Origin of the sequence: Nevskia soli DSM 19509, from assembly GCF_000711955.1 — a bacterium.
Lineage (GTDB): Bacteria > Pseudomonadota > Gammaproteobacteria > Nevskiales > Nevskiaceae > Nevskia > Nevskia soli.
Map to the genome: position 1 here is coordinate 140,329 of NZ_JONR01000001.1, position 16,689 is coordinate 157,017.

The 16,689-nt window shown below is 64.9% G+C and carries 17 protein-coding genes; all 17 read left to right on the plus strand.

Translation table 11 applies throughout. The features are described from left to right. The 17 genes from BP26_RS0100590 to BP26_RS0100675 all read left to right on the plus strand — a co-directional run bounded on the left by BP26_RS0100590 (position 1) and on the right by BP26_RS0100675 (position 16,593). Positions 1–882 carry an alpha/beta fold hydrolase gene (locus tag BP26_RS0100590; protein ID WP_029918637.1) on the plus strand — a complete coding sequence of 294 codons (882 nt, stop codon included), beginning with the start codon at positions 1–3 and terminating at the stop codon, positions 880–882. Then, positions 879–1,907 carry an amidohydrolase family protein gene (locus tag BP26_RS0100595; protein ID WP_029918638.1) on the plus strand — a complete coding sequence of 343 codons (1,029 nt, stop codon included), beginning with the start codon at positions 879–881 and terminating at the stop codon, positions 1,905–1,907. The genes BP26_RS0100590 and BP26_RS0100595 overlap by 4 nt, the downstream gene beginning before the upstream one ends. Positions 1,908–2,286: 379 nt before the next feature. Then, positions 2,287–4,047: an ethanolamine ammonia-lyase reactivating factor EutA gene (locus BP26_RS0100600; RefSeq protein WP_029918639.1), complete on the plus strand. Its 1,761-nt coding sequence runs from the start codon at positions 2,287–2,289 to the stop codon at positions 4,045–4,047. A gap of 19 nt (positions 4,048–4,066) precedes the next feature. Next, positions 4,067–5,194 (plus strand): cupin domain-containing protein, encoded by a 1,128-nt coding sequence (locus tag BP26_RS0100605; RefSeq protein ID WP_029918640.1) that lies wholly within the window; start codon positions 4,067–4,069, stop codon positions 5,192–5,194. A gap of 113 nt (positions 5,195–5,307) precedes the next feature. After that, positions 5,308–5,931 carry a chromate transporter gene (locus BP26_RS0100610; protein ID WP_051747941.1) on the plus strand — a complete coding sequence of 208 codons (624 nt, stop codon included), beginning with the start codon at positions 5,308–5,310 and terminating at the stop codon, positions 5,929–5,931. Beyond that, entirely contained in the window at positions 5,921–6,469 is a 549-nt protein-coding gene (locus BP26_RS0100615; RefSeq protein WP_029918642.1) for a chromate transporter, read from the plus strand. The genes BP26_RS0100610 and BP26_RS0100615 overlap by 11 nt, the downstream gene beginning before the upstream one ends. A gap of 35 nt (positions 6,470–6,504) precedes the next feature. Continuing rightward, the gene (locus tag BP26_RS0100620; protein ID WP_029918643.1) at positions 6,505–7,368 is read left to right on the plus strand and encodes an HpcH/HpaI aldolase family protein; all 864 of its coding nucleotides are present in this window, start codon (positions 6,505–6,507) and stop codon (positions 7,366–7,368) included. Positions 7,369–7,457: 89 nt separating this feature from the next. Continuing rightward, positions 7,458–8,519: a zinc-dependent alcohol dehydrogenase gene (locus BP26_RS0100625; protein WP_051748078.1), complete on the plus strand. Its 1,062-nt coding sequence runs from the start codon at positions 7,458–7,460 to the stop codon at positions 8,517–8,519. A gap of 25 nt (positions 8,520–8,544) precedes the next feature. Further along, positions 8,545–9,588 carry a CobW family GTP-binding protein gene (locus BP26_RS0100630; RefSeq protein ID WP_029918645.1) on the plus strand — a complete coding sequence of 348 codons (1,044 nt, stop codon included), beginning with the start codon at positions 8,545–8,547 and terminating at the stop codon, positions 9,586–9,588. 240 nt (positions 9,589–9,828) lie between these two features. Then, on the plus strand, positions 9,829–10,368 hold the full coding sequence (locus BP26_RS0100635) for a DUF4142 domain-containing protein (RefSeq protein WP_029918646.1): 540 nt from the start codon (positions 9,829–9,831) through the stop codon (positions 10,366–10,368). A 158-nt stretch (positions 10,369–10,526) separates the two neighbouring features. Next, positions 10,527–11,129, plus strand: a complete 603-nt coding sequence (locus BP26_RS0100640) for a chromate transporter (protein ID WP_084182662.1) — start codon at positions 10,527–10,529, stop codon at positions 11,127–11,129. Between the two features lie 6 nt (positions 11,130–11,135). Then, complete coding sequence (locus tag BP26_RS0100645) at positions 11,136–11,654, plus strand: chromate transporter (RefSeq protein ID WP_029918648.1); 519 nt, start codon at positions 11,136–11,138, stop codon at positions 11,652–11,654. A 535-nt stretch (positions 11,655–12,189) separates the two neighbouring features. Beyond that, positions 12,190–13,734 (plus strand): tripartite tricarboxylate transporter permease, encoded by a 1,545-nt coding sequence (locus BP26_RS0100655; protein WP_029918650.1) that lies wholly within the window; start codon positions 12,190–12,192, stop codon positions 13,732–13,734. 13 nt (positions 13,735–13,747) lie between these two features. Then, positions 13,748–14,251 (plus strand): tripartite tricarboxylate transporter TctB family protein, encoded by a 504-nt coding sequence (locus BP26_RS0100660; RefSeq protein ID WP_029918651.1) that lies wholly within the window; start codon positions 13,748–13,750, stop codon positions 14,249–14,251. A gap of 75 nt (positions 14,252–14,326) precedes the next feature. Further along, on the plus strand, positions 14,327–15,328 hold the full coding sequence (locus BP26_RS0100665) for a Bug family tripartite tricarboxylate transporter substrate binding protein (RefSeq protein ID WP_084182663.1): 1,002 nt from the start codon (positions 14,327–14,329) through the stop codon (positions 15,326–15,328). A gap of 85 nt (positions 15,329–15,413) precedes the next feature. Next, a complete protein-coding gene (locus tag BP26_RS0100670) occupies positions 15,414–15,992 on the plus strand; it encodes a cupin domain-containing protein (protein ID WP_084182664.1) in 579 nt (192 codons plus the stop codon). Between the two features lie 43 nt (positions 15,993–16,035). After that, entirely contained in the window at positions 16,036–16,593 is a 558-nt protein-coding gene (locus tag BP26_RS0100675; RefSeq protein WP_029918654.1) for a cupin domain-containing protein, read from the plus strand. Positions 16,594–16,689 lie beyond the last annotated feature (96 nt).

The following is a 16,689-nucleotide window of genomic DNA, read 5'->3' on the forward strand; positions in this document are numbered from 1 at the left end:
ATGCCTATCGTGTCCATCGACGGTATCCAGACCCGCTACGAAGTCCTCGGCTCCGGTCCCCCATTGCTGATGTTCTCGCCCGGCGGCTTCAACGCCACGCTGGAGACCTGGTCGATGCTCGGCGCCTATGCGCGGACCAAGCCGCTCGATCACCTCAGCCGCAGCCATACCTGCATCATCTTCGACCGGCGCGAAACCGGGCAGTCGGGCGGCCGCGTCGAGCATATCGGCTGGGACCATTTCGTCGCCCAGGGCAGGGGGCTGCTGGATCACCTCGGCATCGAGCGTGCACATCTGATGGGTGGCTGCATGGGCTGCTCACCGGTGCTGGCCTTCGGTGTGGCGCATCCGCAGCGGGTGCAGAGCATGGTGCTGTACTGGCCGGTAGGCGGCGCCCGTTACCGCTTGAGCAGCCATCAGCGTTTCGCCGAGCACCTGGCGTTCGTGCAACAGCACGGGCTGGAGAAGGTGGTGGCGCTGGTGGCCGAGAGCGGCAAGCCCTTCGGCGCCGATCCGCGCGGCGGTCCCTGGGCTTCGGTGCTGCGTAGCGATCCCGCCTTCGCCAAGGCCTATGCCGCACTGGACGTGGAGCGCTACAAGCTCACGGTGGTCGGCATGCAGCGCCGCCTGTTCGACCGCGATACCGCGCCGGGTGCGGAGCCGGAAGATCTGCTGAGCCTGGATATCCCCGCGCTGATCCTGCCCGGGCACGACGCTTCGCACGCCACGTCCGCCGCCCGCTACCTCGAAGAGTGCCTGCCGCGCGCGGAGTACTGGGATGTCGCCGTGGCCGAGCAGACCGAGGAGCGCACCAGCGCCCGGCTGCTGCAATTCCTCGCCGCGGCGAGCCTCTCATCGAATCAGGAAGCAGCCGCACCATGATCATCGACGCGCATTGCCACTACACCACCGAGCCGGCGGTGCTGCACCAGTTCCGCGACAAGCAGCTGGCCGGCCTGGCCGATCCGGCGCGCAAGCCGGCTTCGACCGACCTGGGCATCAGCGACGAGATGCTGGTCAACAGCGTGCAGCCGCAGCTCAAGCTGCAGGCCGAGCGCGGCAGCACGCTGACCGTGCTGTCGCCGCGTGCCGCGGGCATGGCGCACCACGTCGGCACCGAGGCGGTGAGCAAGCAGTGGGCGACGGTGTCGAATGACCTGATCCACCGCATCTGCACCTTGCTGCCGGACAATTTCGCCGGCGTCGGCCAGTTGCCGCAGTTCCCCGGCGTGTCGCCGAAGAACTGCCTGCCCGAACTCGAGCGGGTGGTGAACGAACTCGGCTTCGTCGGCGTGAACCTCAATCCCGATCCGACGGGCGGCTACTGGACCGATCCGCCGCTGACCGACCGCTACTGGTATCCGGTCTACGAGAAGCTGTGCGAGCTGGACGTGCCGGCAATGATCCACGTTTCGTCCTGCTGCAATCCCAACTTCCACCACACCGGCGCGCACTACATCAATGCCGATACCGCGGCCTTCATGCAGTTCATCCAGGGCGACCTGTTTCGGGACTTCCCGACGCTGCGCCTGGTGATTCCGCATGGTGGCGGCGCGGTGCCCTACCACTGGGGGCGCTACCGCGGCCTGAGCCTGAGCATCAAGAAGAAGAACCTGCTCGAGCATGTGATGAACAATGTGTATTTCGATACCTGCGTCTATCACCGGCCGGGCATCGAGCTGCTGACCAGCGTGGTGCCGATTGACAACATCCTGTTCGCCTCGGAAATGCTGGGTGCGGTGCCGGGCATCGATCCGGAGACCGGATATGCCTTCGACGACACCAAGCGCTACATCGACCAGGTGACCGGACTCAGCGCCGAAAGCCGCCACAAGATCTTCGAGGCCAATGCGCGCCGGGTCTATCCCAGGCTGGATGCGCTGCTGACGAAGCGTGCCGCGGCCTAGCGTTCGAAATGCCGGTGCGGCAGACCGGTTTGCGGGAAATGCGAGCCGTTCCGCGGACCGGGCGGGGCCGCAATTTTCCCCATGGCGGAACAGCATTGGCGGAACGGGAATGGCCAGTACGATCGTGGCGATGCATGGATGCTGTAAGCCGGATGGTTCGATTGACACTCCATCGGCGGCTTGTTAAGGTGTGTTCTGTATATAGGAAATGTGTTCCATATAAAGGAACATTAAAAAATGAAACCGGGACGGTGCATTCAGTCAAACGCGGCGCGGCCCAGGCCGAGCGTGCGATGCCCAGTCAGTAGGGAGGAGTCGTCTGCGTTGTCTTACGGGAAACTTACATCGCGGCAGGTCCAATCCTGCGGTGGTTCCTGCCATGGTCGGTGAGAAGAAGCCGGCCGAAGGCGGCGCCCATGCGCTGCAGGATCACGCACTCGGGCGCGACCTGATGCATGCCCATGAACCAGGCGGCGAGTACGACCACGATCACGACGATTTCGATACCCTCGGTCCGCTCGAGGAAAACCCGATCTGGATGCAGGACCATGTTTCGCTGACCAGCGTCGGCATCGACATCGGCTCTTCCGGCACCCAGGTGATCTTCTCGCGGGTCAACCTGCGCCGCCTGGGCGAGGACCTGTCCAGCCATTACTTCGTGGTGTCGCGCGAAACCCTGTTCCAGTCGCCGGTGGCCCTGACGCCGTACGAAAGCGAGGAGCGCATCGACCAGCGCGCCCTCGGCGGAATCATCGACCAGGCCTACCACCTCGCCGGCATGGGGCCGGAGCAGATCGACACCGGCGCCGTGATCCTCACCGGCGAGGCGTTGCGGCGTGAAAACGCCGAGGCCATCGCGGGCATCGTGGCGGAGCGGGGGGGCGACTTCGTCTGCGCCACCGCCGGCCATCACATGGAAGCCATGCTGGCCGCCTTCGGCTCCGGCGCTTCGCGCGTTTCGGCCGACGAGGGCCGGCGGCTGCTCAACATCGACATCGGCGGCGGCACCACCAAGCTCGCCGTGATCGAACGCGGGCGGGTCGTATCCACTGCTGCTTTCCATGTCGGTGGCCGCTTGCAGGTGGTCGACGATGCGGGGCGCATCACCCGTCTCGATCCCGCCGGCAAGCGCCTTGCGGCGATGGCGGGGTTTTCCTGGTCGCTGGGCGATATGATCGACCCGGCGGATCTCGATGTGCTGGCCGAGTCGATGGCGGACGCGGTGCTGAGCGCGGTAGGTGCGGGCGAACTCCCGGCCCCGATCGGCGAGCTGTACCTGACCGGACGCTTGGCCGACCTGTCGGGCATCGACGGCGTCATGTTCTCCGGCGGCGTCGCCGAATATCTCTACGGCCGGGAAGCGCGCGATTTCGGCGACCTCGGCCGGCGCCTGGGCCATGCCCTGCGACGCAAGCTCGAAGCCGGGGCGCTGCCCTGGCCGCTGCTGCCGGCCAAGGAATGCATCCGCGCCACGGCACTGGGTGCCTCCGAGTACTCGGTGCAGCTTACCGGCAATACCATCTACATCTCCAATAACGCGGCCCTGCTGCCGCGGCGCAACCTGCAGGTGGTGAAGCCCGCTTGCGAGTTGCCGCAGGCGATCGACCCGGCGGCGGTGGCCGCGGCGATCCAGCAGCATCTGGCGCTGTTCGACCTGTCGGCGGAGGAGCGCGAATTCGCCCTGGCCTTCCAGTGGCGTGGCGAGCCTTCCTACGAGCGGGTGGCGGCGTTCGCCCAGGGCATCGTCGACGGCCTGCCGTTGAGCGTCGCGCGCAAGCAGCCGCTGTACCTGATCCTCGACGGCGATCTGGCGCAGACGCTGGGCGGCGTGCTGCGCGAGGACTTCCACGTCCAGTCCGAGATCCTGGTGATCGACGGGGTGGTGCTGCTGGATTTCGACTACATCGACCTGGGCCGCATCCGCCTGCCTTCGCATACCGTGCCGGTGACGATCAAGTCGCTGGTGTTCGACGATGTCTCGCTGCAGACCCAGAAGATCCCGCCGGCCGCGCCGCTTGCGCACGATCCGCACGAACACACCCACCATCACGGCCACAGCCACGATCACGACCATGATCACGGCGATGGCCGCCCGCATCACCATCACCATGATCACGGACCGCAACCGGGTCCGCGCTAAGAGCAATGAGGATATTCAGATGACGAAGGACGCGATCGTTTCGGACGAAATGGCAAAGAAGTTCGCCACGGAAAAGGAATCTCCGTACACGAACTGGGTGCGCAATGAAGGGCTGGAGATCATCAGCGCCCACTACATCAAGAACCTGCACACGGTCGAACTGAAGCCATGGGCGCGCCGCGGTGGCAACGGCGTGTACATCAACCACGAAGCCTCGCGCACTTCCAACGACTGCTACGTCTGCGAAATTCCCGCCGGCGGCAAGCTGGCGCCGCAGCGCCAGCTGTTCGAGGAGATGATCTACGTGCTGGACGGCCGCGGTTCGACCACGGTGTGGAACGATGCCGGCAGCCGCATCACCTTCGAGTGGAACAAAGGTTCGCTGTTCGCCATCCCGATCAACTGCTGGCACCAGCACTTCAACGGCCAGGGCAGCGCGCCGGCGCGCTACGTTGCCGTCACCAACGGCCCTTCCGTGCTGAACCTGTACGACGATGTCGATTTCGTCTTCAACACCGAATACGACTTCAAGAAGCGCTTCTCGGGCGAGCCCGACTACTTCGCCAACAAGGGCGAGCAGAAAGGCCTGCTGCTGGATACCAACTTCGTCGCCGACGCGATCAACCTGCCGCTGATCAGCGCCAAGGAGCGCGGCGCCGGCGGTGGCCATATCCGCTTCAACATGGCCAAGGGCTCGATGAACAGCCATATCTCGCAGTTCCCGGTGGCGACGTACAAGAAGGCGCATTGCCATGGTCCCGGCGCGCACGTCATCGTAATGAGCGGCGAGGGCTACACCCTGATGTGGCCGGAAGGCGAGGAGCCGAAGCGCTACGAGTGGCAGGAAGGCAGCATGATCGTGCCGCCGAACCTCTGGTTCCACCAGCATTTCAACACCGGCACCACGCCGGGCCGCTACCTGGCGTTCAAGCACGAAGTGGTTTCGATCCGCAATGCGCAGGGCGTGCCGAAGGCCTGGATCAGCCAGCGCATCGGCGGCGACCAGATTGACTATGCAGACGAGAAGCCGCTCGTGCGCCAGTTGTTCACCGAGGCGCTGGCCAAGCACAACATGACGCCGCGCATGGAAGAGGCCTACAAGGCCGAGCTGGCCGACCTGCCGCCGCCGCGCCACGCCGCGGCCTGAGCGGAAGCCATAGAGCGTGCCGCGTCCGGGCAAAGCCTCCACGCTGGAGACATTGCCGGACGCGAGCCGCCGGTTTCGCGTGCATCGTCGGTACCTGAGAGGAGGAGCGGGTGATGCCTGACAGCAATGAAGTGGTGGAGACATTTGCCGTGGTGCCGCCACTGGCGGAGCCGGCGCAGCCGCCCAGGGTCGGGCTGCTTCTGTTGCTGCGCACGTTTGTGCGCCTCGGCCTGATGACCTTCGGCGGCAGCGTGCAGGCCTGGGTGCACCGCGAGGTGGTGGATCGGCTCGGTTGGCTCGACAACAAGTCGTTTTTGTCGGGCCTGACGGTGGCGCAGGTGCTGCCGGGGGCCAACCCGGTCAATATCGCGCTCTATGTCGGCTTGCAGTTGCGCGGCGCCATCGGAGCCGCGGTGGCGGTGCTGGGCATGATCGTGCCGGCGTTCTGCATGATCATGCTGCTGGGCTTTTTCTATCGGAGCTACGGTCACCTGGGGGCGGTGCATTTCGTCCTGCTGGGGCTGGCCGCCGCCGGTGTCGGCGCCACGCTGACCATGGGTGTGCGCGTGGCGCGGCGCCTGCCGCGGGACCTGCTGACGCCGCTGATCGCGGTCACGGTGTTCGTCGTCGTCGGCGTGCTGCACTGGCCGATGGTGCCGGTGGTGGTGGTAGCGGTGCCGCTCAGCATCGCGCTGGCATATGCGCACGAGAAGAGGAAGCTGCGCCATGAACCTTAGCCGACTGCTGCTGCTGATGCTGGTGTTCTCGCCGGTGTCGGTGCTGTCCTTCGGCGGTGGCCAGGCCACCATTCCGGAGATCCAGCACCAGGTGGTAGCGGTGCATGGTTGGCTCACCGATCAGCAGTTCGCCGACATGTTCGCCATCTCGCGCGCGGCGCCGGGACCGAGCACGCTGATCGTAGCCTTGATCGGCTGGCAGGTGTCCGGCTTTCCCGGTGCGGTCGTGGCCACCATCGCGGTGTTCCTGCCGTCGTCGATCATCATGTATCTGGCCAGCGCCTGGTGGCAGCGCAACGAGAAGTCGGCGGTGCGCAAGGCGATCGAGCGCGGCCTGGCACCGGTGGCGGTGGGCCTCATCTTCGCCGGCGCGGTGATCGTGCTGAGTTCGGCCCATGCCGGGATATTGGCGTTGACCACCACCGCGGTGGTCTGCGTGCTGCAGAGCGCTACCAAGATCAGCACCTACGGCACGGTCGGCGCGGTCGCGGCCGTCTACCTGGTCATATTCACCCTGTTTCATCCCCTGGCGGCCTGAGGGCGGCCAGGGCATCTCTCAACGAAGGAATCTGAATGTCCAAGCCTGAACGCCTCAACGGCATCATCCGCGCGCTGGAGTCCGGCCAGCACTCGTTCACGTTGTTCGCGCCCTGCGAGATCGAGTACGCGGTGGAGTTGCAGCAGTCGCAGTACGACGGCGTGGTGTTCGAGGGCGAGCATCGCGGCTGGGACATCAAGGCGTTGCGCGACAGCCTGCAATACCTGCTCAACCGCAAGCAGATCGCGGGCGCGAACTCGCTGGCGCCGGCGGTGACCCCGACCGCGCGCATTCCCGCCAACGGCGCCGAGATGAACCAGTTCCTGGCCAAGCAGGCGCTGGACCTGGGTTGCTACGGCATCGTCTGGCCGCATATCAGCACGGTCGAAGAGGCGTACAACGCCGTCGCGTCCTGCCGCTACCAGCGGCTGTCCGACAAGCCGCTGTACGAGCCGGCCGGCATCCGCGGCGACGGGCCGATGCAGGCGACGCGCTACTGGGGCGTGTCGCAGCAGGAATATTACGAGCGGGCCGACGTCTGGCCGCTGGCGCCGAACGGCGAGATCCTGGTGGTGCTGCAGATCGAAGACACCATGGGCATCCGCAACCTGCCGGACATCCTCGACAACGTGCCGGGCATCGGCGCGATCCTGATCGGCGAGGGCGACCTCAGCCAGGAACTGGGCTATCCGCGCCAGACCGAGCACAAGGTGGTGCTCGAGGCGATGGCCGAGATCGTGGCGATCTGCAAGCAGCGGGGGGTCATCGTCGGTCATCCGCACGTGACGCCGGAAAACGCCGAGCGCGTCATCGCCGAGGGCTACCGCTACCTGATGTGCGCCGCGCCGCGCAGCTTCGCCAACCTCCGCGCCGCGCGCGGCTTCGCCGGCCGCGGCTGATCGCCGCGCCCGCGTCCCCAACCCATTTGAAGGAGTTGTCCGTGGAAAAAGTATTGGCTTCCGTGAAGATCGGCCCGAGCAAGCTCGAGATGCGTGAGTTCCCGATGCCGGAGATCGACGAGGAAAGCGCGCTGATGAAGATGGAGGTGGCCGGCATCTGCGGCACCGACGTCAAGATGTTCAAGCAGCCGCTGGCCACTGGCGGCCCGGTGATCATGGGCCACGAGAACATCGGCTACATCGCCAAGGCCGGGCGCAAGTTCTGCGAGCGCAAGGGCGTGAAGGAAGGCGACCTGGTGTTCGTCGAGCACTACGTGCCCTGCTTCAAGTGCGAGTGGTGCCACAAGGGCGAGTACCGCCATTGCAGCGCCACCGACTGGCGCTCCAACCCGAATGGCCGCCGCTACGGCTACACCACCTCGGACAATCCTTACCACCTGTGGGGCGGTTTCGCCCAGTACACCTACCTGCCGTGGAACGCGGTGGTGCACAAGGTGCCGGCCGGCGTCACGCCGGAACTGGCGGGCATCGTCACGCCGCTGTCCAACGGCATCGAGTGGGCGCTGTTCGACTCGCAGGTCGGCTACGCCTCGAAGGTGCTGATCCAGGGCCCGGGCCAGCAGGGCCTGTCGCAGATCGTGGCTTGCAAGCAGGCCGGCGCGGACCTGATCATCGTCACCGGCACCACCAAGGACGCCAAGCGCCTGGAGATCGCCAAGGTGCTCGGCGCCGACTACGTTATCGATGTGCAGAAGGAAGATCCGCTGGCGCGCATCATGGACATCACCGCCGGCGAAGGCGTGGACGTGTCGCTGGACTGCACGGCCGGTGCCGGCACCATCCCGGTGATGCTGGGCGTCGAGGCCCTCAAGCGCAAGGGCGGCACGCTGCTGATCCAGGGCGAGATGACCGACTTCCCCAACTTCCCCATCGGCAAGATCACGGTGAAGTACATCACCATCAAGTGTGCTCGCGGCCACAGCTACCGCTCCTGCGAGTTGGCGCTGCAGCAGCTGGCCTCGCACCGCTTCCCGCTGGAGCTGGTGACGACGCATACCTTCGGGCTCAACGAAGCCGAGTACGCGATCAAGTCGGTCGGCAACGAAGGTGCCAAGGATGTGATCCACGTGTCGCTGCTGCCGTGGAAGTAGGGCGCCCGCAGGGAACCGCTTCGTAATGGAGCGGATTCCCGTCATGGTCCTGACCGGCTACCTCGGTGCCGGCAAGACCACGCTGCTCAACCGCATCCTCTCGGGCGACCATGGCCGGCGCTATGCGGTGATCGTCAACGAGTTCGGCGAGATCGGTATCGACAACGAACTGATCGTCGGCACCGAGGAAGAGCTGTTCGAGATGAGCAACGGCTGCATCTGCTGCACAGTGCGCGGCGACCTGGTCCGCACCCTGCATCGGTTGCTCGAGACGGGCGGCAGTTTCGACGGCATCATCATCGAGACCACCGGCATCGCCGATCCCGGACCGGTGGTGCAGACCTTCTTCGTCGACCATTTCCTGCAGGCCAGGACCTTCGTCGACTCGGTCACCACCGTGGTCGACGCGAAGCACATTGGTCTGCGCCTCGCGGACAGCGCGGAGGCAGTGGAGCAGATCGCCTTCGCCGACCAGATCGTCCTGAACAAGACGGAACTGGTCGCGGAGGACGAACTGCGGACGATCGAGGCGCGGCTGCGGAAGCTGAATCCGCTGGCGCCGATCCATCGCGCGCAGCGGGCTGAGGTGGCACTGGACCGCTTGCTGGAACGCCGCGGCTTCGACCTCCAGCACATCCTGTCGCTGGAGCCGGATTTTCTCGGGCCTGCCCACGGCGGGGCGGGGCATGTGCACGACGAGCAGTGCGACCATGACCATGATCACGAACAGGGCCATGATGGCGACGCCCATCATGATCACGTACACGACGACGGCATTTCGAGCGTGTCGCTGAGTGCGGAGGTGCCGTTCGACGGCGCGAAGCTGTCGGATTGGCTCAATGCCCTGGTGGCCGCCAGCGGGCGCGACATTCTGCGCGCGAAGGGCATCTTCGAAGTGAAGGGTGAAAGCCGCCGCCTGGTTTTCCAGAGCGTGCACATGCTGCTGGAAGGGGATTTCCAGCGCGAGTGGCGTCCGGAGGAGGCGCGTCATAGCAGGCTGGTGTTCATCGGCAGGAACCTCGATGTGGAGGCCTTGCAGAGCGGGCTGGCGGCTTGCGAGGCGGCTTGAATGCGCGCTGCCGGCGCAATGGAAGCTTGCTGTAAGCCGTTGCGAGGGCTTATTGCAAGGTTGAAAAATTGCTTGCACGATGTTGCAGGGTTGCACGATCAACAGTGCCCTGCGTATGGAAAATGGAGCCTGGTACCCGTGGTACGTTACTTGCTCGAACCTGCCGTGTTGCTGTTGCAGACGACACGAGCGATCGTGGATTGCGGTTAAACAATAGAAGAATCTGGGGAGACCTATAAAGTGAAGAAAGTGATCCTGGCGGCTATGGTGCTGATGCTGGCCGGTTGCGAACAAACCCACAGCGGCGCCACCCGCTTTTCGCTGATGACTGACCCCGCGACCTTCGCGGCGCAAACGGCGAGCGACCGCGCGCTGGAAGAAGCGATGGCGCAGCTGGCGATGCGGCGTGCCAAGTCGGACGACGTCAAGTCCTATGCCCAGCGCGTGGTGGTGGATGGCCTGCAGAACGACAAGCTGCTGCAGGTGGTCGCCCAGCAGAACAAGGTTGGCTTCCCGGCGCCGCTGTCGAATGCCGACCTGGCCAAGATCCACGCCTTGACCGATGTGGCCCACGACCAGTTCGACCGTATCTTCATGGATACCATGGTCGACAGCCAGCGCAATGCCTTCCGCAACTTCACCGCGGCGGCGAAGTCCGCCGATGCGGGCATCTCGGAATACGCCAAGGCTTCGCTGCCGGTGATCCGCGATCACCTCGACAACGCGGAGCGTGTCGACGTGCTGGTGGGTGGTGGACTCGGCCCGTCTTCCGGCTACTAGGCTGCTTCGGGTTTCTCCAGACCGGGCGGCCAGCCACCGCCCGGGCTTCGGCGCAGGGGAACTGGCTGGTACGGGTGCGTGGTGTGGGAGCTGCTTCGCCTGGGCTCAGTCCGCTGCCCGATGAACAACAGGCCAGGGCCCGCTCCAGGCGGGTCGGAATGCAAGGAATTGATTTGCAGCCGTCCGAGCGCAGCTTGGCCATGACGCCGGACCAGGCCCGGGCGGAACCTCCAGGCCTGCTGGCCCTGGCGCTATCCTTCGCCAGGATCGGCATGTCGAGCTTCGGCGGCGGCAACGCGGCCTGGATCCGGCGCGAACTGGTGGAGCGGCGGCGCTGGCTGGCGCAGGACGAATTCCTCACCGGTTACGCCATGTGCCAGGTCATGCCTGGCGCCACCACGGTCAATCTCTCCATTTTTTGCGGTACCAAGCTGCGCGGCGCGGCGGGGGCGCTGTCGGCCTGTGCCGGCATCGTGCTGCCGCCCATGCTGATCATCGTGCTGGCGGGGCTGGCCTATTCCTATGTGGGCAAGAGCCCGCTGGTGCAGCACCTGCTGGCGGGGGTTTCCGCGGCCGCGGTGGGCTTGACCTTGCAGATGGGGCTCAGCTCGGCGCGCCGCAGCTTCGGCGGCTGGATCGAATGGCTGCTGGCTCTGGCGGTGATTGCCATGGTGGGCTGGCTGCGCTGGCCGATCCTGGATGCGATCGCGTCGGTCGGCCCGCTCAGCATCCTGCTGGCCTATCACCGGGCGGGGAGATAGCGGCGCATGCTGCGCAACCTGGCCGATCTCGCCCGCGTTTTCGCAACCTTGTCTTTGATCTCCATCGGCGGCGGCAGCGCGGTGATCGCCGAGATGCAGCGCCAGGTCACCGCCCACAACTGGGTGACGCCGCGGGAATTCCTGGATTTCTACGCCATCGCACGGTCGGCGCCGGGGCCGGGTATGCAGCTGGTGACCCTGATCGGCTGGCGCGTGGCGGGTTGGATGGGCGCTCTGGTCGCGTCGGTGGCGATGTTCCTGCCCTCGGGACTGCTGGTCTACCTGGTGACCACCGTCTGGGGGCGTCTGCCGGAATCGCGCTGGAAGCAAGCCATCACCAAGGGACTGGCGCCGCTGGCGGTCGGATTGACCCTGGCCAGCGTGGTGACCCTGCTGCGCAGCGCCGACCATCCCTTGGTCGCGGCGGCGACGTCGCTGGTCTGCGCTGTGGCCCTGATGAGCGCCAGGGTGAGCCCGTTGCTGCTGCTGGCCCTGATCGGCGCGGCCTACGTGGTCGCGGGGTAGGGCGGAACGCGCTGGCGACGTCAACTGCATGATGTCGCGGGGGCGTATTGTCAGGCTGCCCTACGTTCTCAGCGGTGATTTCCCATCAATGCCGTCGCGCATCCATGGGGCTTCGCCCCTCCCGATCCGCTGGGCGGCGTCCCGGAAAATGACAGCCCCGCGACGGTTCGGTGAAGGCCGGATGCCGGCTTTTGGCGGGGTGCGCCAAGGCCCGTGCCAATGTGCATTCGCAGCAAGAAATTCGTGCTTGACGTGTCCGATCAACATCGCTACAGTCGGTTCACTATACAGGAAACACGTTCCGTATAAAAGAACAATAAAAATGAACGTGAGGAGCACACGTTGAAAATGTGGAGGAGCATGGAAACGCAGACGTACCTATTCCGGCGGCGGATCGCCCCGGTCATGTCCGGGCAATATCGTTCCGTGGCCGCAATGCCGCGGGCCTCGAAGCCCCGCGATGCTGCCAGCCCCATCGATGGAACGATGACCCGCGCCGCAGCCGATTTCCGACTATCCGGTGGGAGCCTCTGAAGTGGATTTGCACGTCATCTTTTCCTCGTTGCTCGGTCTTCTCTTCACCCCCAAGCTGCTCGGCCTGATGCTGCTGGCGATTCCGCTCGGCATCTTCTTCGGCTGCGTGCCGGGCCTCGGCGGCAAGCTCGGCATCGTATTGCTGATTCCTTTTGTCTACGGCATGGATCCGCTGCCCGGCGCGGTGTTCCTGCTGTCGATGCATGCCATCGTGCATACCGGCGGCATCGTCCCCAGCATCCTCTTCGGCGTGCCGACCAATGGGCCCGAGGCGCCGCTGCTCGCCGACGGCTATCCACTGGTGCGCAACGGCCAGGCCGGGCGCGCGCTCGGTGCGGCGCTCAGTGCGGCCGGCATCGGCGGCATGATCGGCGTGGTCTGCCTGGCGCTGATCCTGCCGGTGGTGGAGCCGTTCGTGCTGTCGTTCAGCCCGATCGAATTCTTCTGGCTGGCCATCATCGGCATCACCCTGATCTCGGCGCTGGCCGGCAAGATGCTGGTGCAGGGTCTCATCGTCGGCTGCTTCGGCTGGCTCATCGGCATGATCGGCCTGGATCCGCAGACCGGCGTGCAGCGCTACACCTTCAACCAATTGTTCCTGTGGGACGGCTTCGACGTCATCAGCGGCGTGCTTGCCCTGTATGCCTTGCCGGAAATGATGCAGCTGGGCCGCGGCAAGAGTAAGCGCGAAGCGGGCGTGCCGGAGATCAACCCCGAAGTCACCAAGTACACCTTCGCCGAGGTGTGGGACGGCGTGAAGGAAAACTTCCGCCACTGGGGCCTGACCATTACCACCGCGGTGATGGGCACCTTCATCGGCATGATTCCGGGCCTCGGCGGCGAAGCGGCCGGCTGGATGTGCTACGCCTTCGCCGTGTCGCGGTCGAAGGATCCCGAGCGCTTCGGCAAGGGCGCCATCGAGGGCGTGATCGCGCCGTCCACCGGCATGAACGCAAAGGAAGGCGGCGGCCTGCTGCCGACGCTGTTCTTCGGCGTGCCCGCCGGCTCGGGCATGGCAATCATGCTGGGCGCGCTGATCATGCTCGGCATCAAGCCGGGCCCGCTGATGATCGTGCACGACCTGCCGCTGGTGTGGTCGCTGATCTGGGCCATCGCCATCTCCAACCTGTTATGCACGGTGCTGCTGCTGGTGGTAGGCAAGCACATGAGTTCCATCGCCCACATCCGCGCCAATGTGCTGGTGCCGGTGGTGCTGGTATTTGCCCTGCTCGGCACTTACCTGGCCAAGGATCACTGGGAAAGTCTGCTGGTGTTCGCCGGCATGGGCGCCATCGGTTACGTCATGCGACGCAACCACTGGCCGCGCCCCTGCTTCATCATCGGCCTGGTGCTGGGGCCGACCGCGGAACTGTCCTTCCACAAGGCGTTCGCGCTGCACGGCCTCACCTTCCTGGTGCAGCCGACCTCGCTGGTGATGATGTCGATCATCGCCGTCACGCTGTTCTTCAATCTCAGAAAGACCTACCGCCGCAAGCCGGGTGCCGTTGCTGCCGCGCACCCGACGCCGACGGGCGGCTCCATCTGACCGGGTGAATCGAATGAGTTCCCAGCCCCAGCCCGTCCCCCAGGGACGTGTCCGCTTCACCAGCACGGTCGCCCTGTCACTGACCTTCCTGGTGATCTTCTCCGCCGCCGTCATCGTGGCGCAGGTGAATTACCCGGCCGAGGCGGCCTCGATGCCGTTGATCATCGGCGGCATCGGCGCGGCCCTGAGCCTGCTGCAGGTGATCGTCGAACTGCGCGCCAGCCGCGGCGCCTACGAGGAGCAGATCGATCTGCGCAAGGATGTGCCGATCTACCTGTGGGTGTGGTCCTTTGTCGGCGCGGTGGTCGCCTTCGGCTTCGTCATCGCCGCGCCGCTGATGCTGTTCGGCTATCTCAAGTTCCGCTCGCGCGAATCCTGGTGGCTGAGCCTGATCCTGGCGGCATCGGTCCTGGCCCTGCTCTACGGCCTGTTCCAGATCGCGTTGGGCGTGCCGTTGTTCGAGGGCCTGGTGACGCCGCTGATCAAGGACTGGCTGGAAGGGACCAGCGGCAGCTAGCAGGTGCCTCATATCCCGCATTCGTTTCGGCCGCACCCCTGATTTCCCGACGTATCGCCTTCAAGAGGAAGCAACATGTCCAGAATCGCCATGACCATCGCGGCCTTCCTGTTCGCCAGCGTGCCGCTGGCCCAGGCCGCGGATTCCGCGGAAGAGTTCTACAAGGGCAAGACCATCACCTACGTCGTGTCGACCGCGCCGGGCGGCGGCTACGACACCTATGGCCGCCTGGTGGCGCGCTATATGAACAAGTACATGCCCGACTCCAAGATCATCATCCGCAATATTCCGGGTGCGGGTCATGTGGTCGGCGCCAACACCATCTACGCGGCCAAGCCGGACGGCCTGACCATTGGCACCTTCAACACCGGCCTGATCTACCTGCAGCTGCTGAAGGAGTCCGGCGTGCGCTTCGACCTGGCCAAGATGAGCTGGATCGGCAAGGCGGCCTCGGATACCCGCGTCCTGGTGGTGAGCAAGAGTTCCGGCGTGAAGACGGTGCAGGAGCTGCTGGACAGCAGCAAGCCGCCGATCAAGCTGTTCGCCGCCGGCGTCGGCTCCGCCGGTTATATCGACACCCGTCTCGCCATCTCGGCCCTGCACCTCAACGTGCAGCTGATCCCCGGCTACAACGGCAGCGAAGGCACCATGAGCATGCTGCGCGGCGAGACCCAGGGCACCATCGGCTCGCAGTCGTCCTACACCCAGTTCGTCGACGACGGCAACGGCGTCTACATCATGGAGGCCGGCGGCGCCGCCGGCAGCAAGATTCCGCAGGCGGACCAGTTCGCCAAGGACGACAACGCGCGGCAGCTGCTGAAGATGATCGCCGCCGAATCCGACGTGGCGCGCCTGACCGCCGGTCCCCCGGGCATTCCGGCCGATCGCCTGGCGCTGCTGCGCAGTGTCTTCACCAAGGCAATGGCCGATCCGCAGCTGCTGGCCGACGCCAAGAAGATGGACGCGCCGATCGCACCGGCCACCGGCGAACACGTGCAGCAGGTGATCGCCGACGCATTGCAGCAGACGCCCCAGAATCTCCAGCTGCTGACCCAGGCCGTCAGGGCTGGTCAGTAGATGCAGGAGCCCCATCGTGCGCCGCTACGCCCCGTATCGCGCGTGCATCCCATCGTTGAATTGCAACTAGCAAAGGAGGCCAGCAATGGCTAATGGAGAGCAGATCGATACACCCGTCGCGCACGGCGAGACGGCCGCGCCGGCCGAGTGGGAGCGCTGGACCAAGAAGCGCGTCTTCGTGCGCGCCCTGGAGGGCACCTACGGCCAGCTGAAGGAAGAGCTGTTCAACCAGCCGCGCGTGTACCACACCAAGGACTGGAAGTGGAAAGGCGGCCCGCAGAACTTCGGCAAGAAGATCATCAATCCGCAGGCGGTCAAGGTGGCGCAATCGATCGAGTGCCATATCGACGTCTACGCCCCGGGCGGCTACGGCCAGAAGCACGGCCACATGAACAGCGCCGTGTTCTACGTCCTCAAGGGCAAGGGCCACGACGTGCACGACACCAAGCGCCACGACTGGGATGCCGGTGACGCGCTGATCGTCGAGAACGGCTGCGTCCACCAGCACTTCAGCGATGACAAGGACGGCGAGTGCATCGTGCTGATCATGAAGGCCAAGCCGCTGTTCCTGTTCATGCACATGATCTTCCAGAAGGTGGTGAGCTACCCGCCGACGGAAGCCTCCCCGGGCCAGGAGAACTACGCTCCGCCGCCGGAACTGTGAAGCACAACCCTTACAGCTGAAATCGATAGAAGAGAGAGGATTTATGGGAATCGAGCGGATCATCGACCCGAAGGAGCGCGATCGCGCCCACGCCGAGGTCGAGTATGTGAATTTCTACAGCGAGGCGGTGAAGCAGTCGGAAGCCTTCCGCAAGGAATATGACGGCTACATGAACGTGGTGAAGTCGTCGCAGATGCCGCTGGAGCGCTCGCCGGATGGCCTGCTCAAGCACATCATCCACGAGCAGATGAACACCAAGGAGATGTGCCTCGACATCTACATGCACTTCATCCCCTCCGGCAAGAAGAGTGGCAAGCATCGCCACCTTTCCGAGGAAGTGTTCTACGTGGTGGAAGGCAGCGGCTACGACCTGCATTGGGACGTCAAATTCGACTGCGCCGACACCATCGAATTCGAATGGGAGAAGGAGCCGAAGAAGTTCGAGTGGACCGTGGGCGATTTCGTCTACATCCCGCCGTACTGCGCGCACCAGCATTTCAGCACTGGCCCCGGTGAGGCGCGCATCGTGGTGATGAACAGCCGCATCGTCAAGGCCATGGGCTTCGACTGGTTCGAGCAGCTCGAGAACTGCGACTACTGATCGCCGTCCGCTCCATCCGGTCCTGCCGGGGCGGATGGAGCGGCAGCGTTTTGAGAATGGCTGCAAGCAACACCATGACAAGCAACGGAGCAGATC

What these genes read in the sequence shown, in the direction of transcription:
- BP26_RS0100620 (WP_029918643.1), top strand. Translation starts at nt 6,505, where the DNA reads ATGTCCAAGCCTGAACGCCTCAACGGCATCATCCGCGCGCTGGAGTCC.
- BP26_RS0100630 (WP_029918645.1), top strand. Translation starts at nt 8,545, where the DNA reads ATGGAGCGGATTCCCGTCATGGTCCTGACCGGCTACCTCGGTGCCGGC.
- BP26_RS0100625 (WP_051748078.1), top strand. Translation starts at nt 7,458, where the DNA reads ATGCGTGAGTTCCCGATGCCGGAGATCGACGAGGAAAGCGCGCTGATG.
- BP26_RS0100615 (WP_029918642.1), top strand. Translation starts at nt 5,921, where the DNA reads ATGAACCTTAGCCGACTGCTGCTGCTGATGCTGGTGTTCTCGCCGGTG.
- BP26_RS0100640 (WP_084182662.1), top strand. Translation starts at nt 10,527, where the DNA reads ATGCAAGGAATTGATTTGCAGCCGTCCGAGCGCAGCTTGGCCATGACG.
- BP26_RS0100670 (WP_084182664.1), top strand. Translation starts at nt 15,414, where the DNA reads ATGGCTAATGGAGAGCAGATCGATACACCCGTCGCGCACGGCGAGACG.
- BP26_RS0100645 (WP_029918648.1), top strand. Translation starts at nt 11,136, where the DNA reads ATGCTGCGCAACCTGGCCGATCTCGCCCGCGTTTTCGCAACCTTGTCT.
- BP26_RS0100605 (WP_029918640.1), top strand. Translation starts at nt 4,067, where the DNA reads ATGACGAAGGACGCGATCGTTTCGGACGAAATGGCAAAGAAGTTCGCC.
- BP26_RS0100660 (WP_029918651.1), top strand. Translation starts at nt 13,748, where the DNA reads ATGAGTTCCCAGCCCCAGCCCGTCCCCCAGGGACGTGTCCGCTTCACC.
- BP26_RS0100600 (WP_029918639.1), top strand. Translation starts at nt 2,287, where the DNA reads ATGGTCGGTGAGAAGAAGCCGGCCGAAGGCGGCGCCCATGCGCTGCAG.
- BP26_RS0100610 (WP_051747941.1), top strand. Translation starts at nt 5,308, where the DNA reads ATGCCTGACAGCAATGAAGTGGTGGAGACATTTGCCGTGGTGCCGCCA.
- BP26_RS0100665 (WP_084182663.1), top strand. Translation starts at nt 14,327, where the DNA reads ATGTCCAGAATCGCCATGACCATCGCGGCCTTCCTGTTCGCCAGCGTG.
- BP26_RS0100675 (WP_029918654.1), top strand. Translation starts at nt 16,036, where the DNA reads ATGGGAATCGAGCGGATCATCGACCCGAAGGAGCGCGATCGCGCCCAC.
- BP26_RS0100595 (WP_029918638.1), top strand. Translation starts at nt 879, where the DNA reads ATGATCATCGACGCGCATTGCCACTACACCACCGAGCCGGCGGTGCTG.
- BP26_RS0100590 (WP_029918637.1), top strand. Translation starts at nt 1, where the DNA reads ATGCCTATCGTGTCCATCGACGGTATCCAGACCCGCTACGAAGTCCTC.